22 protein-coding genes and 1 tRNA gene are annotated in these 16,364 nt (G+C 68.8%); 14 read left to right on the top strand and 9 right to left on the bottom strand.

What is annotated here, in order from left to right:
• Positions 1-129 precede the first annotated feature (129 nt).
• The 4 genes from ACGFJ2_RS30905 to ACGFJ2_RS30890 all read right to left on the bottom strand — a co-directional run bounded on the left by ACGFJ2_RS30905 (position 130) and on the right by ACGFJ2_RS30890 (position 1,684).
• A tRNA-Ser gene (locus ACGFJ2_RS30905) sits at positions 130-219 on the bottom strand.
• A gap of 10 nt (positions 220-229) precedes the next feature.
• Entirely contained in the window at positions 230-685 is a 456-nt protein-coding gene (tadA, locus tag ACGFJ2_RS30900) for a tRNA adenosine(34) deaminase TadA (RefSeq protein WP_357938069.1), read from the bottom strand.
• Entirely contained in the window at positions 682-1,158 is a 477-nt protein-coding gene (locus tag ACGFJ2_RS30895; RefSeq protein WP_393474211.1) for a tRNA adenosine deaminase-associated protein, read from the bottom strand. Before ACGFJ2_RS30895 ends, tadA begins: the two co-directional genes overlap by 4 nt.
• 16 nt (positions 1,159-1,174) lie before the next feature.
• Entirely contained in the window at positions 1,175-1,684 is a 510-nt protein-coding gene (locus ACGFJ2_RS30890; protein ID WP_358176779.1) for a tRNA adenosine deaminase-associated protein, read from the bottom strand.
• Positions 1,685-1,824: 140 nt separating this feature from the next.
• On the opposite strand from ACGFJ2_RS30890, the gene upp reads away from it, so the two are divergent.
• The 6 genes from upp (at position 1,825) to ACGFJ2_RS30860 (ending at position 5,815) form a co-directional block, all read left to right on the top strand.
• A complete protein-coding gene (gene upp / locus ACGFJ2_RS30885; protein WP_357938075.1) occupies positions 1,825-2,463 on the top strand; it encodes a uracil phosphoribosyltransferase in 639 nt (212 codons plus the stop codon).
• 128 nt (positions 2,464-2,591) lie between these two features.
• Entirely contained in the window at positions 2,592-2,816 is a 225-nt protein-coding gene (locus tag ACGFJ2_RS30880) for a hypothetical protein (protein WP_357655252.1), read from the top strand.
• A gap of 97 nt (positions 2,817-2,913) precedes the next feature.
• A complete protein-coding gene (locus tag ACGFJ2_RS30875; protein ID WP_225300975.1) occupies positions 2,914-3,072 on the top strand; it encodes a hypothetical protein in 159 nt (52 codons plus the stop codon).
• Positions 3,069-3,599, top strand: a complete 531-nt coding sequence (locus ACGFJ2_RS30870) for a PH domain-containing protein (RefSeq protein ID WP_225300974.1) — start codon at positions 3,069-3,071, stop codon at positions 3,597-3,599. Before ACGFJ2_RS30875 ends, ACGFJ2_RS30870 begins: the two co-directional genes overlap by 4 nt.
• Before the next feature lie 96 nt (positions 3,600-3,695).
• Positions 3,696-5,039, top strand: coding sequence for a helix-turn-helix transcriptional regulator (locus tag ACGFJ2_RS30865; RefSeq protein WP_357938077.1), 1,344 nt, complete (start codon positions 3,696-3,698; stop codon positions 5,037-5,039).
• 98 nt (positions 5,040-5,137) lie between these two features.
• Entirely contained in the window at positions 5,138-5,815 is a 678-nt protein-coding gene (locus tag ACGFJ2_RS30860; protein ID WP_225300972.1) for a FadR/GntR family transcriptional regulator, read from the top strand.
• A 30-nt stretch (positions 5,816-5,845) separates the two neighbouring features.
• Here the strand turns inward: ACGFJ2_RS30860 and dnaN are convergent, their stop codons facing one another.
• The 3 genes from dnaN to ACGFJ2_RS30845 form a co-directional block, all read right to left on the bottom strand.
• Entirely contained in the window at positions 5,846-6,943 is a 1,098-nt protein-coding gene (dnaN, locus tag ACGFJ2_RS30855) for a DNA polymerase III subunit beta (RefSeq protein WP_357938081.1), read from the bottom strand.
• 62 nt (positions 6,944-7,005) lie between these two features.
• Positions 7,006-7,656 carry a response regulator transcription factor gene (locus tag ACGFJ2_RS30850; protein ID WP_225300970.1) on the bottom strand — a complete coding sequence of 217 codons (651 nt, stop codon included), beginning with the start codon at positions 7,654-7,656 and terminating at the stop codon, positions 7,006-7,008.
• The gene (locus tag ACGFJ2_RS30845; protein ID WP_393474202.1) at positions 7,653-9,086 is read right to left on the bottom strand and encodes a sensor histidine kinase; all 1,434 of its coding nucleotides are present in this window, start codon (positions 9,084-9,086) and stop codon (positions 7,653-7,655) included. Before ACGFJ2_RS30845 ends, ACGFJ2_RS30850 begins: the two co-directional genes overlap by 4 nt.
• Positions 9,087-9,195: 109 nt before the next feature.
• Between ACGFJ2_RS30845 and ACGFJ2_RS30840 the strand changes: the two genes are divergently transcribed.
• Positions 9,196-10,101, top strand: coding sequence for an ATP-binding cassette domain-containing protein (locus ACGFJ2_RS30840; RefSeq protein WP_393474199.1), 906 nt, complete (start codon positions 9,196-9,198; stop codon positions 10,099-10,101).
• Positions 10,098-10,832: an ABC transporter permease gene (locus ACGFJ2_RS30835; RefSeq protein ID WP_393474196.1), complete on the top strand. Its 735-nt coding sequence runs from the start codon at positions 10,098-10,100 to the stop codon at positions 10,830-10,832. The genes ACGFJ2_RS30840 and ACGFJ2_RS30835 overlap by 4 nt, the downstream gene beginning before the upstream one ends.
• A 32-nt stretch (positions 10,833-10,864) precedes the next feature.
• On the opposite strand, the gene ACGFJ2_RS30830 is transcribed toward ACGFJ2_RS30835, so the two are convergent.
• Positions 10,865-11,794, bottom strand: coding sequence for an SMP-30/gluconolactonase/LRE family protein (locus ACGFJ2_RS30830; protein ID WP_393474193.1), 930 nt, complete (start codon positions 11,792-11,794; stop codon positions 10,865-10,867).
• 19 nt (positions 11,795-11,813) lie between these two features.
• On the opposite strand from ACGFJ2_RS30830, the gene ACGFJ2_RS30825 reads away from it, so the two are divergent.
• From ACGFJ2_RS30825 to soxR, 3 genes are read left to right on the top strand one after another with little or no spacing between them, the layout of a single operon-like run.
• Positions 11,814-12,251 carry an Lrp/AsnC family transcriptional regulator gene (locus tag ACGFJ2_RS30825; protein ID WP_393474190.1) on the top strand — a complete coding sequence of 146 codons (438 nt, stop codon included), beginning with the start codon at positions 11,814-11,816 and terminating at the stop codon, positions 12,249-12,251.
• A 9-nt stretch (positions 12,252-12,260) separates the two neighbouring features.
• Positions 12,261-12,986, top strand: a complete 726-nt coding sequence (locus tag ACGFJ2_RS30820; protein WP_393474187.1) for a metallophosphoesterase — start codon at positions 12,261-12,263, stop codon at positions 12,984-12,986.
• Between the two features lie 4 nt (positions 12,987-12,990).
• Positions 12,991-13,491, top strand: a complete 501-nt coding sequence (gene soxR, locus ACGFJ2_RS30815; protein WP_393474184.1) for a redox-sensitive transcriptional activator SoxR — start codon at positions 12,991-12,993, stop codon at positions 13,489-13,491.
• 139 nt (positions 13,492-13,630) lie between these two features.
• Here the strand turns inward: soxR and ACGFJ2_RS30810 are convergent, their stop codons facing one another.
• Entirely contained in the window at positions 13,631-14,077 is a 447-nt protein-coding gene (locus ACGFJ2_RS30810; protein WP_357938097.1) for a universal stress protein, read from the bottom strand.
• A gap of 136 nt (positions 14,078-14,213) precedes the next feature.
• On the opposite strand from ACGFJ2_RS30810, the gene ACGFJ2_RS30805 reads away from it, so the two are divergent.
• The 3 genes from ACGFJ2_RS30805 (at position 14,214) to ACGFJ2_RS30795 (ending at position 16,360) form a co-directional block, all read left to right on the top strand.
• Positions 14,214-15,017: a phosphotransferase family protein gene (locus tag ACGFJ2_RS30805; protein ID WP_393474181.1), complete on the top strand. Its 804-nt coding sequence runs from the start codon at positions 14,214-14,216 to the stop codon at positions 15,015-15,017.
• A 132-nt stretch (positions 15,018-15,149) separates the two neighbouring features.
• Positions 15,150-15,695 carry an RNA polymerase sigma factor gene (locus ACGFJ2_RS30800; protein WP_393474178.1) on the top strand — a complete coding sequence of 182 codons (546 nt, stop codon included), beginning with the start codon at positions 15,150-15,152 and terminating at the stop codon, positions 15,693-15,695.
• On the top strand, positions 15,692-16,360 hold the full coding sequence (locus tag ACGFJ2_RS30795) for a hypothetical protein (protein WP_393474175.1): 669 nt from the start codon (positions 15,692-15,694) through the stop codon (positions 16,358-16,360). The genes ACGFJ2_RS30800 and ACGFJ2_RS30795 overlap by 4 nt, the downstream gene beginning before the upstream one ends.
• The last annotated feature ends 4 nt before the right edge of the window (positions 16,361-16,364 follow it).

Raw genomic sequence — 16,364 nt, 5'->3', positions numbered from 1 at the left:
GAAGGTGAGCAGTCAGCCTGCTGAATGCGTGCCGCCTGGTCTTGGGGTAGCCGTCTCGTCCACGTCCCCTGGCGTCCTTGCACAGCAAAAGGCCCCTGACCCGGTCAGACAGGTCAGAGGCCCAATAGGTGGCGGTGGTGGTGGGATTTGAACCCACGGATGAGTTGCCCCATCACACGCTTTCGAGGCGTGCGCCCTCGGCCACTAGGCGACACCACCGTCGATGAGCTTACCGGATCCGCCGAGTGCCGAAGAACTCCTTTAGTACCGCAGCGCACTCCTCGCCCAGCACACCCATGACGACCTCGGGGCGGTGGTTGAGCCTGCGGTCGCGGACCACGTCCCACAGTGACCCCACGGCCCCGGCCTTCTCGTCGACGGCCCCGTACACGATGCGGTCGACCCTGGCCAGCACCGCGGCCCCCGCGCACATCGTGCACGGCTCCAGCGTGACCACGAGCGTGCAGCCGCTCAACCGCCACCCCCCGAGCGACCGGGCGGCCTGCTGGAGCGCCAGCACCTCCGCGTGCGCGGTCGGATCGGCGGAAGACTCGCGGGAGTTGCCGGCGGACGCGAGCACCTCGCCCCCCGGGCCGAGCACGACCGCGCCGACGGGGACCTCGCCCCGGGCGCCGGCCGCGGCGGCCTCGGACAGGGCCAGGCGCATCGCGTCGGCGTGGTTCACCGCAACCGGTCGAGCTCGTCGGCGAAGGACAGCCGCTCGGCGATCACCGAGAGGATGTCGGCCGGCAGCACGCCTTCTTCCATGGACAGCTCCAGCAGCTCTTCCGAGCCCACGCCCAGGTCGCTGAGCAGGTCGAAGTCGCCGGACGGCTTGACGCCCAGCCCGTTGCCGTCCTTGTCGGGCGCCACCCCGGCGAACTCCGCGAACAGCTCGCCGAGTGTGTCCGACATGATGGCGTGCGCGTCGGAGAGGAACACCCGCGGCTCGTCGTCACCGCGGTAGCGGACGATGGCGAACCACTCGTCCTCCACCTCGACGCAGAGCAGGGCGAGTTCGTCGCCGGACAGGCCGAGGGCCTCGGTCACCGCGTCGCCGAAGTCGTCGACGATCTCGGCGTCACCGAGATCGACCTCGGCGCCGCTCCAACCGCCGGAGATCTTGACGAAGGCCGCAGAGAAGGTGTTGGACGCCATGTCCGTGCTCCAGGGGTCAGCCGAAGACCGATTCGATGGCCCGCTCGAACGGCTCGGAGAAGCCGAGTCGCGCGGCGATGCTGGAGAGTACGTCTTCCGGGAGGAGTTCGATGTCGCCGGAGAGTATGCCCAGCTCCATCTCGTCGAGTCCCAGGTCCGCGAAGATGGACAGATCGCCGGCCGGAAGCACCGTGTCCTCGTCCTGGAGGATCTCGTCGAGCTCCTCCTCGTCGGGGATCGGCACGTCGAGGTAGTCGAGGACCTGCTCGGCCAGCGGGAAGTCCCAGGAGGCGGCGATGTCGGACAGGAAGACATCCACGCGATCACCCAGGACGCGCAGCGCCACGAAGAACTCGTCGCCCACGGCGACCAGGCCGATCGTGCCGCTCTCGCTCGGCTGCTGGCGCAGCGCCTTGATCAGCCCATGCAGATCGGTCGTCAGCGCGACCGGTAGCAGGCCGGCGTCCCAGCACTCGTCCTCGCGATAGACCACGATGGCGAAGTCGAGCGCATCTTCTTCTGTCATCGTCCACCCCACGACGTGGTCACTACGGGATCCAATCGTTCCAGACCCGGCCACCCCCCGTGGGCTGCTCCGACCAAATTGTGATCAAAACCCATGACGCGACGTGCCGGTTCGTTGCACACAAGATAGCGTTGTCCCTTATGGAAACCCTCGTCGTCGACCATCCTCTCGTAGCGCACAAGCTCACCACGCTGCGCGATGTCCGGACGGACTCGCCGACGTTCCGCCGGCTCGCGGACGAGCTGGTGACGCTGCTGGCGTACGAGGCGACGCGCGATGTGCGGGTCGTGGACGTGAGCGTGCAGACGCCGGTCGCCGAGGCCCATGGGGTGCGGCTGGCCAAGCCCTATCCGCTGGTCGTGCCGATCCTGCGGGCGGGTCTCGGCATGCTCGACGGCATGACCAGGCTGCTGCCCACGGCCGAGGTCGGTTTCCTGGGCATGATCCGCAATGAGTCGACGCTGCAGGCCGAGACCTACGCCACCCGGCTGCCCGATGACCTGTCCGGGCGCCAGTGCTACGTGGTCGACCCCATGCTGGCCACCGGCGGCACGCTGGCCGCGGCCGTGCGGTTCCTGTTCGACCGCGGGGCGGTGGACGTCACGGCGATCTGCCTGCTCGCGGCGCCCGAAGGGCTGGCGTACATGGACAAGGTGTTCGCCAACTCCGGCAAGCCGATCCGCGTCGTGACCGCCGCCCTCGACGAGCGGCTGAACGAGAACGGTTACATCGTTCCAGGTCTGGGTGACGCCGGAGATCGTTTGTACGGGGTGGTCTGACTCGTCACGCTGCGCACTCACTTCGTTACATACTGTTGTCTCGTGGGTATGAGGTGAGAGGAAGGCAACTTCCGCATGCGCGTGGGGGGAGCAGCGATGAGCATTTTTCCGGCTACCGAGGTGTTGTCGTGAGCGACCACACCGAGGCGGAGCCAAGTCCGTACGCGGACGTGGAGACGGCACTCCGCGAGGAGTTCGCCGGCATCCACTCCGCGATCACCGTAACGCGCTGCGTCGAAGCGGCGCACTACGGCGCGCTGGAGGTCACGGGCTACGCCCATCCGAGTCTCGTCGAGCGGATCGCGCGCAAGCACCTTCACGTCCTGGCTCTCGTGGCCAGCGAACGCGGCTAAGCAAGATCAAAACTATCCCGTCAAGTTACCTTTACCCCGGCATTGGGGTGGGTAATGTAGAGAGCGGGTGGAGTAGGTAAGTGGTACGGAGGCGACAGTGCAGGTCAAAAAGGTCCTCACATACGGTGGTATGGCTTTTGTGGCGTACTACCTGTTCGCGCGACCAACCGATGCCGCGGACGCGGTCAGAGGAGTGTTCGACAACGTGATCAACGCGGCCGACTCACTGGCCCAATTTGTGAACAACCTCGCATGAGACTTGTGACCCACGGGGACTCTGCTCCGGCGTCGGTCAACCGCTACCTTCTCCCCCACGAACAACAGGTCATCATGGTACGGCGTCACCCAGCCGTGCTGCTTCGCCCGGTCGCCGAAGTCTTCGGCGGCCTCATCATCGCCGGGTTGCTCAGCAAGATTTTCGGCGGCGAGGGGAGCAGCACGGCCCTCGTCGTCGTCTGGTGGCTCTGGCTTCTGCTCTTGATCCGCTTTGTTTGGAAAGTCGCGGAGTGGTCGGTCGACTACTTTGTGGTTACCTCAAAGCGGATGTTGCTCACCACAGGCCTCATCACGCGCAAAGTCGCGATGATGCCATTGGGCAAGGTCACCGACATGAGCTTCCAAAGATCTCTCCTTGGGCGCATGCTCGGTTACGGTGAGTTCATCCTTGAATCCGCTGGTCAGGATCAGGCACTGTCAACAGTCGAGTACATTCCGTATCCGGAGACTCTGTACCTCGAAGTGTGCCAGATGCTTTTCCCCAGCAAGGACGACAGCGACGATTAATCCTGCCGTGGGGAATTCTTCACGTGGGGATACCCGATTGCGCCACTTCATGCAATCATTGCGGAGTGTTGACCCTTCCCCGCCTTGAGAGATGAGATGCCGAGTCAGGGAACCATCGGTGACCGCGTCCGAGGACTGCGGCTAAACAGGCGGATGTCACAGGCCCAACTGGCCGGACCCGACCTGTCTGACAGTTATGTCTCGCTCATCGAGTCGGGCAAGCGGACTCCGACTCCGGTTGTAGCAAGACTCCTGGCCGAGCGCCTGGGGTGCACCACCGAGTTCCTCCTGCATGGGATCGAGCCTCGGCAGCGCATCGATACCGAGCTCGGTCTGCGCCACGCTGAGCTGGAGCTACAGCATGGCGACCCCGTCCTCGCGGCCGACCGCTTCACGGAGATCGTGAAGGCGGCCGACGAGGAGAACGCACTGCTGACCGCGCACGCCCGCCTCGGCAGGGCCCGTGCCCTCGAAGCGCAAGGACGGCTCGGCCAGGCGGTCGAGGCGTTCGAGCGGCTGCGCAGGGAGGCGGCGGCCCATCCTGAGCGGCTGGCCGACCTGCCGCTCACCGTCGCGCTGAGCCGCTGCTACCAGCGGGCGGGCGACCGCCTGAGGGCCCGCGACCTGGCCGCTCACGCGCTGGAGCAGGCGGAGCGGCTGGCCGTCACGCAAGGCGAGATCGCCATCGACCTGGCCGCCGCGCTGGTAGAGGTGCGCAGCGGACGCGAGGGCGACTCTCCCGAGCTCGGATTCGTCCGGCGGGTGCTCGACGCCAGCGGCGTGCCTGAGATTGTGGACCGTTCCGCTGAGATCCACGCCCTCTGGCAGGCCAGTGTGGCCGCGGCCGGTGGCGAGGACTCCGCACTGGCCGTACGCCTGGCCGACGACGCGATCATGGCGGGCCGGCCGACCAGGCTCACGCTGCAGCTGGCCCGCGTGGCCATGCACTGGGCCAGGCTCGACTCCGCGCCGATCGCCGAAGCCGACCGGTGGGCCGAAGCGGCGACTCGCGTGTTCGCGAGCACCGCGGGCAGCACGCAGGAGCACGGCGAGAGCCTCATCGCGCACGCCAGGGTCAAGCTGCGGGCGCGCGACGCCGTGCGAGCGGGCGAGCTGGCCACCTCGGCGCTCGACCTGGTGCACGACGCCCCGGGCACGGCACCGGCCGAGGCCCACCTCGTGCTCGCCACCGTCGCGCTCGCCCTGGACGCCGACGCGTCGAGGTCTCTCGGCGAGGCTCGGCAGCTGCTCGAGACGCTCAACCGTCCGGTGTTCGGCTCCGACAGGCAGGCCGCACGCTGCTGGCGAGAGCTGGGCGACCTCTACGGCAGCTCCGGGGACAAGGCCCAGCAGACCAGCGCCTATCGCAGGGCGTTGGAGGCCGCCGGAGTCCATTCCGCACTGGCAGGGGTGAAGATCGACGTTTCAGTGAACCGCTAGCCCTCCGGGAGCTCCAGATTTGGTTTTTGAGTCTGGAATAATTAGGGTCTACCAGTCATTGACTCATGGGATGACTGGCACCCCGGAGGAGGCGGACTGTGAGTCTGCGTACGGCTCAGCGAGCTTCGCTCGTCGACCAGGTGATCGATCAGCTCAAGGAGCAGATCACCTCAGGGTTGTGGCAGATGAACGGCAAGATCCCAACTGAGACGGTGCTCGCGGAGCAGCTCGGAGTGGGACGCAACACCGTTCGCGAGGCCGTACGCGCGCTTACACACGCCGGGCTGCTGGAGTGCCGCCAGGGTGACGGGACCTATGTCCGCGCCACCAGCGAGCTCTCCGGCGCCATGCTGAGGCGTCTGCGCCAGGCAGAGCAGCTGGAGATCCTCGAGGTGCGCCGCGCACTGGAGGTCGAATCTGCTCGCCTGGCCGCCACCAGGCGCACCGACGAGGACATCCTGCGCATCGAGGCCGCCCTGGCCGAGCGCGACCGCGCCTGGGAGCTGGACGATCCGGACGCCTTCGTCGAGGCCGACCTGGCCTTCCACATGTCCGTGGCGCATGCCACGCACAACCTCGTGCTGATCGACCTCTATGAGGACTTCTCGGCGGCGCTACGGGCCAGCATCACGGCCGCGGGCACGTCGCTGAACAAGAGCTACATCCCGCACGACGCCATCGCGCGCGCCATCTCCTCGGGCGACGCCACCGCCGCCGAGCGCGCCGGGCATGCCTGCATGGAGCACATTCTCATCGCGCTCACCGAGGGCGAATAACCCGCACCGAGGGCGCATGACCCGCAAGGGTCACCCGAGGCGCAGCGACATCACCAAGTAGCGGAAGCTGGGCTGCCCGTCGCCAGGAACATCCTGGATCAGGGCGGCCCTCGTCGGTGACTCCATGTTGAGACGGGCCAGGTCGGTCTCTATGCCGGTCAGGCCGTCGAGGAGGAACTGCGACTGGAAGGCGATCTGGATGTCGTCGCCGCGCAGCTCGCACTCGACCACCTCGGAGCCCCGGCCGATGTCGCCGCCGCCGGCCTGGATGCGTACGTGGCCCTGGCTGAACGACAGCCGGATCGCGGTGTTGCGCTCGGCCACCAGCGCCACCCGCTTGATGGCGTTGACGAACGCCGTCACCGGCACGTCGGCCCTGATCGACCAGTCGGCGGTCAGCCTGGCGCGGTAGTCGATGAACTGCTCGTCGAGCAGGCGGACCGTGGTGCTGCGGCCGACGCTCTCGAAGCCCGCCACACCGTCGCCCAGCGCCACCGCCACCTCGCCGCCGCGCAGCGTCTTGGCCACGTCGACCAGCACACGCGCGGGCACCATGGCCGACACCGCGACGTCGGGTGTGGCCGGGCGCCAGGTGAGGTCGCGGGCCGCGATGCGGTAGCGGTCGGTGGCCGCCATCGTGACCGACTCGCCCTCGATGTCGACCCTGATGCCGGTGAGCATCGGCAGCGTGTCGTCACGGCTGGAGGCGGGCGCGACCTGGCCCACGGCCGAGGCGAAGACGCCGCCGCCGATGGCGCCGATGCTCGGTGGCATCGTAGGCATGGTCGGGAAGTCTTCGACAGGCATCGTGATCAGGCCGAACTCGGCGCTGCCACAGGTCAGGACCGCCTCCTGCCCCTCAGTGACGATCTCGACGTCGTCGGCGGGCAGGCTACGGCTGATCTCCGCGAGCAGGCGGCCGGGGATGAGCACCTGGCCCTGCTCGGCCACGTCGGCGTCGATCCTGGCCTGGGCCGAGACGTCGTAGTCGAACGCGGACAGGCTCAGCTCCTCGTCGGCGCCCAGCAGCAGGCCCGAGAGCACGGGCACCACAGGGCGGCTGGGCAGCACCCTGGCGGCCCACGCCACCGCGTCTGCCAGAACATCGCGGTTTACCCGGATTTTCACCTGACCCACCCTTTCGTGTTGCTGCCTCCTATGAAAGGTAGCCGGTGCCACCGACAATGCGACTATCTGCTGTTGAGGTAGGCGAGCACCGCCAGGACCCGGCGATTGTCGTCGTCAGAAGGCGCCAGACCCAGCTTGGCGAAGATGCCGGCCGTGTGCTTGGCCACCGCGCTCTCGCTGAGGTAGAGCCGCTGAGAGATGGCGGCGTTGGAGCGCCCTTCGGCCATCGCCTCCAGCACCTCCCGCTCACGTGGCGTGAGGGCGGCCAGCGGCTCGTTCCTGGCGTTGCTGGCCAGCAGCTTGGCGATCACGTCGGGGTCCATCGCGGTGCCGCCCTGGGCGACCCGGCGTACGGCGTCGATGAACTGCTCGGCGTTGAACACCCGGTCCTTGAGCAGGTAGCCGATCGCGCCGGACCCGTCGGCGAGCAGTTCGCGCGCGTACAGCTGCTCGACGTGCTGCGACAGCACCAGGATCGGCAGGCCGGGCACCTGCTGACGGGCTGCCAGCGCGGCCTGCAGGCCCTCGTCGGTGAAGGTGGGCGGCAGCCGTACGTCCACGATCGAGACGTCGGGGCGCAGCTCGATCAGCCCCTTGAGCAGCTCGGGCCCGCTCTCCACGGCGGCCACGACCGTGAAGCCGTGCGCCTGGAGCAGGTGGACCAGGCCGTCTCTGAGAAGGTAGAGGTCTTCGGCGACGAGAACACGGTTCATCTGCTGAACCATAGACGGCGCGGCGTCGCCTCCGCCCACCAGCGATCCCTGTTGTGGCAGGCCGGGAGCAGAGTGGCCGTCAGGTACATGGCGCAGCCGAGCGCGATCATGAACAGGATGACCGGCCACTGCCACGGCTCTGGCATGTACAACGCGAGGAACCAGGCCTTCTCCGGGATGCCGAAGACCTTGAAGATGCCCGCCACGATGCCCTGCGGGAACAGCGGGCACCAGGAGGTCAGCCAGAGCGCGACCACCACGGCGGCTTTCCAGCGCGGCAGCTTGGGCAGGCTGCCCGCCCAGTGGTACGGCAGGACCTTGGGCATGCTCATGGTCACCGCGGTCGGCCCGCCGGGCGGGCTGTGCACCGCGAGCACCCCGTCGAAGGCCGCCAGCCGCCGCTCTATGCCCATGAGGCCGCTGCCCTTGCCGGGGTCGGCGCCGCCCATGCCGTCGTCGATCACGGAGATCCGCAGGTCGGAGCCGTTGCCGCTGATGTCGACAGTGGCCGTGGCGGCCCCGCCGTGCCTGGCCGCGTTGGACAGCAGTTCACTGACCGCGAAGTAGGCGGCGGCCTCCACCGGCGGCTCCGGGCGGTGCGGCAGGTCGACGTCCACGTTCACCCGGAGCGGGCTGTCGATGGCCAGGGCGCGCACGGCGTCGGCGAGCCCGCGTTCGGCCAGCACCGGCGGGTGGATGCCGCGGATGACGGTACGCAGCTCGGTCAGCGTCTCCGAGGACGCCTCCTTGGCCTTGGACAGCAGCGCCTTGGCCGCGGCCGGGTCGGTGTCGACGAGCTGCTCGACGGCGCCGAGCGTCATGCCGATCGCCACCAGCCGCGCCTGCGTGCCGTCATGCAGGTCGCGCTCGATCCTGCGCATCTCCGCGGACTGGGTGTCGGCCGCCAGGTTGCGTACCCGCTGAAGGTGGCTGACCTGCCCCGCCAGGCGGCTCGCCGCGGTCGGGGCCAGCACCAGCTCGCACCACATGCCGTAGACGCGCAGCCCGCGGTCGGGCAGCAGCAGGAGCAGCGGCAGCAGGCCCAGCTTGACCACCGGGTCCAGGACCAGCCAGACGCAGTCGCGCCAGGTCGCCGGGTCGGTGACCAGCCACTTCCACCGGTCGTTCCAGGCCGGCACCCGCGGCGACTTGTACAGCGTGCGGTGCGAGCGGTACATCCCGTCGGCCTGCCGCTGCGGGGGCGGCGGCTTGGGCAGGTACGGCGAGTCGATCCGGACCTCTAACCACTCCCCGACCAGCCGTCTCCTGTGCTCCGCCACCCGCCTGACCAGCCGCACCTGCGGCGGGAGGAGGGGGACCACGCCGAGGCCGAAGGTCAGGACGAGCATGCCGAACGAGACGACGGTGGCGGGCACCTCGACGAGGATCAGCGCCAGCAGCCCTGCGGCCTGGCCGTACCTTCTCAGCATGCTCCCAGTGTGCGCGACCCGGAGCATCCCGCATATTGCACCTAGATACACCTTTGCCGGGTACCCAGCCCGATTCTCGGCGACAGCCGGAATTCCTAGCGTCTAAGGCATGAAAGTCATCGAGGTCAGGAACCTCCACAAGCGGTACCCGAATCACGTCGCGGTGGATGACGTGTCGTTCGAGGTGTCGGATGGCGAGATCTTCGGCATCCTCGGCCCGAACGGCGCCGGCAAGACCACGACCGTGGAGTGCGTCGCGGGGTTGCGCACTCCCGATCGTGGCACCGTACGCGTGACCGGGATCGACCCCCACCAGGACAGGGACGCGTTACGGCGGGTGCTCGGCGCGCAGCTGCAGAGTGCCGAACTGCCGGAGAAGATCAAGGTGTGGGAGGCGTTGGATCTCTACGCCTCCTTCTATCCGGATCCGGCCGACTGGTCCGAGCTGATCGAGCGCGTCGGGCTCGGCGGCAAGCGGGAGGAGCGCTTTGGCAAACTCTCCGGCGGTCAGCGGCAGCGCCTGTCCATCGCGCTGGCGTTGGTGGGGCGGCCACGTGTCGCAGTGCTCGACGAGCTCACCACCGGCCTCGACCCGCAGGCCCGCAGGGACACCTGGCAGCTGGTCGAGCAGGTGCGCGACTCCGGCGTGACGATCGTGCTCGTCACTCATTTCATGGAGGAGGCCGAGCGGCTCTGCGACCGCGTCGCGCTCATCGACGCGGGCCGGGTCGTCGCCACCGACACGCCCACGGGGTTGATCGCCCAGGTGGGCGGGGCGCAGCGGCTGCGGTTCCGGCCGACCGCGCCCTTCTCCGACGACCTCCTGCTGGCCCTGCCCGAGGTGAGCGAGGTCGCCAGGAGCGGCGAGCAGGTCGTGGTGACGGGCACCGGCGACCTCGCCACCTCCGTCATGCTGACGCTCGCCCGGCATGAGGTCGTACCCGCCGACCTGCGCATCGAGCAGGCCACGCTCGACGACGCGTTCCTCGCACTGACCGGAAGGAAGCTGTCATGAGGAAGATTCTCTTCGTCGAGACCAAGCTGCATCTGCGGCAGTGGCCCACGGTGGTCTTCACCATCGGCCTGCCGCTCGCCCTTCTGCTGGGGCTCGGCAGCATCCCCGACCTGTCCAAGCCCGATCCGGCTATGGGCGGCCAGCGGTTCATCGACACCCAACTGCCGGCCCAGATGGCCCTGCTCGCCGTGCTGACGCTCGCCTGCTCGGTGCTGCCGGCAGTCCTGGTCACCTATCGCGAGCAGGGGGTGCTCAGGCGGATGTCGACGACGCCCGTTCCGCCGGGGCGGCTGCTGGCCGCCCAGCTCATCATCAACCTGGCCATCGGCACCGTGTCGGTCCTCCTCCTGGCGGTGGTCGGGAACCTGGTGCGCGGCGTGGCGATACCCCGGCAACTCCTCGGTTTCGCGCTGGTCTTCCTGCTCGGCTCGGCCGCGCTGCTGGCCCTGGGGCTGGTGATCGCCTCGGTCGCGCCGTCGGGGAGGGCGGCGTCGGCGATCGGGTCGGTGGTGATGTTCCCGCTGATGTTCGTCGCGGGTATGTGGATCCCGCGTGAGGTCATGCCGGACGCGCTGCGGGTGGTGAGCGACTATTCGGTGGCGGGGCCGTTCGCCCAGGCGTTGCGCGACACCTGGGCGGGCCACGCGCCGCAGCCGCTGCACCTCGTCGTCATGGCGGCCGGGCTGCTGGTCTTCGGCGGGATCGCGATCCGGTTGTTCCGCTGGGAGTAGCGCTGATCCGGTTGCTTTCGCCGGGAGTGGCGCTAGGACCAGACGGGGCGGGCGCCCGTGACGTTCAGCATCACCGAGTAGAGCGAGGACGAGGACGCGATGAAGAGCCTGTTGCGCTTGAGGCCGCCGAACACCAGGTTGGCGACATCGTCGGGCAGGCGGAGCCGGCCGATCAGCGTCCCGTCGGGGTCGTGGCAGAGCACCGCCTTGCCCGCCGCCGCCCACACCCGGCCCGTATCGTCCAGCCGCATCCCGTCGAAGCGGTCGTCGTCGCCTCCCTGCGCGAAGACCTTGCCGCCCGAGAGCGTGCCGTTGTCGTGCACGTCGAGCACGCGTATGTGCCTGCGGCGGGTGTCGGCGATGTACAGACGGGACTCGTCCAGCGAGAAGGCCAGCCCGTTGGGCCGGTCGAAGTCGTCGGCCACCCGGGTCACCTCGCCCGTCACCGGATCGACGCGGTAGACATGGCAACCGTCGATCTCCGGCTCGGCCCGAAAGCCCTCGTAGTCGCTGTCGATGCCATAGGCGGGGTCGGTGAACCAGATGGAGCCGTCAGAGCGGACCACCGCGTCGTTCGGGCTGTTGAGCCGCTTGCCCTGCCACCGGTCGGCGATCACGGTGATGGAGCCGTCGGCCTCGGTGCGGGTGACCCGCCGCTGACCCTGCTCGCACGAGATCAGGCGGCCCTGGCGGTCGAGCGTGTTGCCGTTGACGTAGCCGGCGGGCTGCCGGAACGGGCCCACGGCGCCGGTCATCTCGTCCCAGCGCAGCATCCGGTCGTTGGGGATGTCGCTCCAGACCAGGAACCGGCCCGCCGGGAAATAGACGGGCCCCTCGGCCCAGCGGGTGCCGAAGTAGATCCGCTCGACCAGGTCGTCACCGCCGACCACGGCGAAGCGCTCATCCAGCGCTTCGAGCTCCGTGGGGATGTGGCCATATGGTGTTTGGTGGAATGGCTGCATAGTCGAATAGCATACTGTCATGGACGAGATCGACAAGATGCTGATCGGCCTGCTTCAAGAAGACGCCACGCGGTCGTACGCGGTTCTCGGCAAGGCGGTCGGCCTGTCGAGTGGGGCGGCGCACGAGCGGGTGCGCAAGCTGCGCGAACGTGGGGTGATCAAGCGCACCACGATCGAGGTGGATCCGGCCGCGCTCGGGCGCGAGGTCGTGGCGTATGTGCTGGTCGACGGCGGCGCCTGGATGGGGGACGCCGCCGCGCGGCTGGCGGCCATCGCACCGGTCGAGGAGGCCCACGTCATCGCCGGTCCCGCCTCGGTGCTGCTCAAGGTCCGTACGGCCGACACGAGGGAGTTACAACAGGTCCTGCGGCAGGTGTTCGAGGTGGACGGCGTGACCGGGACCCAGACGGTCGTCGTGCTGGAGACGTTCTTCGAGCGGCCCGTACACGTGGAATAGGGTGCTCAGGTGGCGATTTTTGCGCAGATCAGTGATACCCACATCGGTGGCTCCGACGAGAGCGTCGAGCGCACGCGGCAGGTCATGGAGCATCTACGTACCCTGGGCCTCGACGCCATCCTGGTCACGGGTGACATCGCCGACCACGCGTTGCCGGAGGAATACACGATCGCGAAGGAGCTGCTCCGCGACGAGCGGCCGATGGCCATCTGTCCGGGCAACCATGACGCGGTGCCGGAGTTCGAGAAGCTGCTCGGCCCGGCCAACCAGGCGCTCAGGCTCGACGACCTGACCATCGCCCTGGCCGATTCGAGCGTGCCCGGCCACGACCACGGCTACCTGGCCGACGAGACGCTGGCCTGGCTCGACGAGGTGCTGTCGGAGCGGCCCGACGTCCCGGCGTTCGTGGGGATGCACCATCCGCCGATCGAGCTGGGCATCCCGTACGTCGACCAGATCCGGCTGCACGAGCCGGAACGGCTGGCGGACCTGCTGTCACGGCACCCGCACGTGGCCGGGGTGCTGACCGGCCACGCGCACACCGCCGTGTCGGCCCGGTTCGCCGGACTGCCGCTCGTCGTCGCACCCGGCGTCATCTCCACCTGCCTGACCAGTGTGGAGACCGAGGCCGAGATCCCGGTCACGTACGACCTGCCGCCCGCGTACGCGCTGCACATCTTCGACGGCCGACAGCTGGTCACCCACTTCCGGCCGGTATTCCTCAAGTATTCTTGAGGTTATGACCAAGGTGGCGTGGAACTCCAAGGAGCTGACGGTCGGCCAGCTCGCCGAGCGCAGCGGCGTGGCCGTGTCGGCGCTGCACTTCTACGAGGCCAAGGGGCTCATCGGAAGCCGCCGTACCGCGGGCAACCAGCGGCGCTACACCCGTGACACGCTGCGCCGGGTCGCGTTCGTCCGGCTGTCGCAGCGGCTGGGCATCCCGCTGCGGACCATCAAGGACGCCCTGAGCGAACTGCCCGAGGAGCGCACGCCCACCCGTGACGACTGGGCGCGGCTGTCGGCGGCCTGGCGCAGCGAACTCGACGACCGGATCGAGCAGTTGCAGCGGCTCCGCGATGACCTCACGGAGTGCATCGGGTGCGGGTGCCTGTCGCTCGACCGGTGCGCACTGGCCAACCCGCACGACCGGCTGGGCAACGAAGGGCCGGGGGCGAGGCGCATCGACACCCGGCTCACCCCGTCCAAGGACGGCTGCTCGGCCCCACCGGCCGCGTGCTAGGCGGTCTTTCACGGCGGTTCGTCACGCGGCCGTCTCGGTCCCTGTGACAGTCCGTCGTGGTTGGGGTCCTTTTGACGGGATAGCCCCTTCGGAGAGGAAGAAGACGGTCCGTCGCGCCCAGAAAACGGTCGTGGACCGATCAGTGCTTGGTCGGTGGGACGATCAGGGTCGGCCGGTGGGCGTGGTGCAGCACGTGGTTGGAGACGCTGCCCAGGAGCACGGAGCGTACGCCGGCAAGTCCTCGCGACCCCGTGACCACCAGCGACGCGTCGACCTCGTCCGCGACGTCGACGATCGTCCGCCAGATCGACTCGTTGTCGGCCACCGCCCGATACGTCACATCCGCGAGCCCGGCCGCGATCGCCAGCTCGGCCCCCTCCTTGGCGTACTGCTCAGCCTGGACCCGCCATTCCTCACTGGAGTCGGCGAGGACCGCGGCACCGGCCAGCGGATACCTCTTGAGCTGCACGAGCAGCGGCTCCCACACGGTCACGATGAGCGTGGGCTCGGCGGCCAGGTGCTTGGCCGCGAACTCGATGGCGGCGCGCGAGTCGGCTGAGCCGTCGTAGGCGACGAGGATGGTCATGGCGTGCTTCCCTTCAGTTGAAGCTCACTCTCTCGTTGCAGCACTGGGACGATCAGCCGGGATTCCGGGAGCCGCTGTCTGTTGTGTCACACCGGAAGTTGTGTCGCAGCTGAAGGACCGGCGAGGATCGGTCTTCGTGACACTCCCCCGCGTGCCCCGCCTCGACATCGACGGCGTTCTGCGCGAGCTCGACGTACCGCTCGTCTATGAAGGCCCGTGCCCCGGCGGCCAGGTCGGCGCCGCGTACGTGCGCTGGCCCGACGGCCGCCGGTCGGTGCTCAGCCGCGGACCCGATGTCGGCGCGCTGCTGGAGGTGGCCCGCGCGGCGGGCGTCCCTGCGCCGCGCTACGAGCTGGTGCGCCCGCCGGTTGTGGTGCAGGAGCTGCTGCCGGGCTCTCCCCCGCTCGAGCCCTCCCGGGTCACGATCGAGTCCATGCTCGACGTCAACCGGCGCTGCCGCGGCCTGCTGGCCGGCCGTACGGATCTGCCCGGATTCGCGCTCTTCCTGCGCGCCGACGGGCCGGGCTTCTGCCTGCACGAGCCGCTGCGGACGTACGACAGCCGCACGCGGCGGCTGCTCGACCAGGTCGAGGAGATCGGCGCCGCCCTCCCAGAGCGGCTGGACGGCCCCGACCTCGTACACACCGACTTCCATCCCGAGAACGTGCTGGTCGACGCCTCGGGCACGGTCACCGGAGTGATCGACTGGGACGGCGCCACACAGGGTGACGCGGACTTCGATCTCTTCACACTGCGCTTCGACCTCACGCACCGGGCCCCGGAGCTCGCTCGGCTGCTCGACGGGATGGTGTCCGAGGAGGCGGCGCCGGCCTGCTGGGCGCACATGAGTCTGCGCATGGTCGACTGGGCGATCCGGCACTTCACCGCCGCCGAGGTCACTGTCTGGCTCGACATCGCCGAACGACTCCGGCCGCTCTGATCTCCGCCCGACGCACGTCAACGGCGCCCGCCAGGACGACACGTCGGTCAGCGGTGCCGTCCTGACCGGAAACGCTTCGGGTCGCTCGGTCCAAGTAGAGGTGTAGGGCGAGCGACGAAGGGAGCGAGGCCTGTGCGCCTCAACGAGGACCCCGAGGCCTTTGAGGCCTTTTATCGCCGCCATGTCGATGGCGTCATGCGGTTCGTCGTACGCCGGGTGAGCGATGCACACCTGGCCGCCGACCTGACTGCCGACATCTTCCTGGCGGTCTTGGACTCCGGGCACACCTACCGCCCCGGCAGAGGCAGCGAGACCGGTTGGTTGTACGGCGTGGCGCGCAACGTCGTGTCCGCCCAGTATCGACGCACGGCCCGCGAGGCGAAGGCGACCAGCCGCGTCGCGGGCCGGCGAATGATGGACGACCACGACCTCGACCGCATGGAGGAACGGATCGACGCCGAGCGCCAGACGCGGCGCGCGCTGGCGGCCATGCGCGACCTGCCCGAGGGCGAGCGGGCCGTGCTTGAGCTCGTGGCGATCGATCAGCTCACCGTCAAGGAGGCCGCCGTGGCCTTGGGCATCAACGGGGTGACCGCCCGAGTCCGCCTGCACCGGGCCAGACGCGCCCTGGAAGACGTCGCTTCGCCGTCGGCTGTGTACGTGGAGGGACAGGCATGAACAACTTCGAGGAGCGTCTGCTCACCGCACTCAAGGACGACATCGCCGGCAGGAGGGCGGACCCGGTCGTCCAGCCACCGGCGCGACGCCGAAGGACCGGGCGTGTCGTAGGACTGGCCACCGCGGTGGCGGGGGTCACGGCGGCCACCGTGGTGGCCATGAACGTGTACGGCGGAGCCGCCACCCCGGCCTTCGCCGTGACCAGGAACGCGGACGGATCAGTCGAGGTGCGGATCAGCGAGTTTCGTGACCCCGGTGAGCTGACGGCCAAGCTGGCCGCGGCGGGGGTGACGGCGGTGGTCGACTACCTGCCGGCGGACCAGACCTGCAAGAACCCCCGAGGCGGGCACGGGGCCGGCGACGGGCGGGTCAAGAACAGCTTCCTGATCAGGACGGTCGGCACGGGAATGGCGTTCCTGATCGGCAAGGGGCAGGCGGGCTCCGGCCAGACGCTGGTCCTGGCGGTCTCGGTCGACCAGGCGGACAAGCCGCCTACCGCGATCTCATTGGAGGTGGTCAAGGGGGCGGTGGCCCCCTGCGAGGCGACCGCGCTGAACCTTCCGCCGACCACTGACTCGACCGGCGACGGCCCGTCCACCAGTGAGAAGACGGACGACTCTCCCGGCACCACTGAGAAGACGGACAGCACCGTCAGCGGAGGCTGATAAC

The sequence above is a fragment of the Nonomuraea sp. NPDC049028 genome (assembly GCF_043197735.1).
In the GTDB taxonomy this organism is placed as follows: domain Bacteria; phylum Actinomycetota; class Actinomycetes; order Streptosporangiales; family Streptosporangiaceae; genus Nonomuraea.
This window is presented reverse-complemented; position numbering and strand designations above follow the sequence as displayed.

What these genes read in the sequence shown, in the direction of transcription:
- ACGFJ2_RS30795 (WP_393474175.1), top strand. Translation starts at nt 15,692, where the DNA reads ATGAACAACTTCGAGGAGCGTCTGCTCACCGCACTCAAGGACGACATC.
- ACGFJ2_RS30890 (WP_358176779.1), bottom strand. Translation starts at nt 1,684, where the DNA reads ATGACAGAAGAAGATGCGCTCGACTTCGCCATCGTGGTCTATCGCGAG.
- ACGFJ2_RS30835 (WP_393474196.1), top strand. Translation starts at nt 10,098, where the DNA reads ATGAGGAAGATTCTCTTCGTCGAGACCAAGCTGCATCTGCGGCAGTGG.
- ACGFJ2_RS30810 (WP_357938097.1), bottom strand. Translation starts at nt 14,077, where the DNA reads ATGACCATCCTCGTCGCCTACGACGGCTCAGCCGACTCGCGCGCCGCC.
- ACGFJ2_RS30870 (WP_225300974.1), top strand. Translation starts at nt 3,069, where the DNA reads ATGAGACTTGTGACCCACGGGGACTCTGCTCCGGCGTCGGTCAACCGC.
- upp (WP_357938075.1), top strand. Translation starts at nt 1,825, where the DNA reads ATGGAAACCCTCGTCGTCGACCATCCTCTCGTAGCGCACAAGCTCACC.
- ACGFJ2_RS30850 (WP_225300970.1), bottom strand. Translation starts at nt 7,656, where the DNA reads ATGAACCGTGTTCTCGTCGCCGAAGACCTCTACCTTCTCAGAGACGGC.
- soxR (WP_393474184.1), top strand. Translation starts at nt 12,991, where the DNA reads ATGACCAAGGTGGCGTGGAACTCCAAGGAGCTGACGGTCGGCCAGCTC.
- ACGFJ2_RS30825 (WP_393474190.1), top strand. Translation starts at nt 11,814, where the DNA reads ATGGACGAGATCGACAAGATGCTGATCGGCCTGCTTCAAGAAGACGCC.
- ACGFJ2_RS30865 (WP_357938077.1), top strand. Translation starts at nt 3,696, where the DNA reads ATGCCGAGTCAGGGAACCATCGGTGACCGCGTCCGAGGACTGCGGCTA.
- ACGFJ2_RS30845 (WP_393474202.1), bottom strand. Translation starts at nt 9,086, where the DNA reads ATGCTGAGAAGGTACGGCCAGGCCGCAGGGCTGCTGGCGCTGATCCTC.
- ACGFJ2_RS30895 (WP_393474211.1), bottom strand. Translation starts at nt 1,158, where the DNA reads ATGGCGTCCAACACCTTCTCTGCGGCCTTCGTCAAGATCTCCGGCGGT.
- ACGFJ2_RS30840 (WP_393474199.1), top strand. Translation starts at nt 9,196, where the DNA reads ATGAAAGTCATCGAGGTCAGGAACCTCCACAAGCGGTACCCGAATCAC.
- ACGFJ2_RS30830 (WP_393474193.1), bottom strand. Translation starts at nt 11,794, where the DNA reads ATGCAGCCATTCCACCAAACACCATATGGCCACATCCCCACGGAGCTC.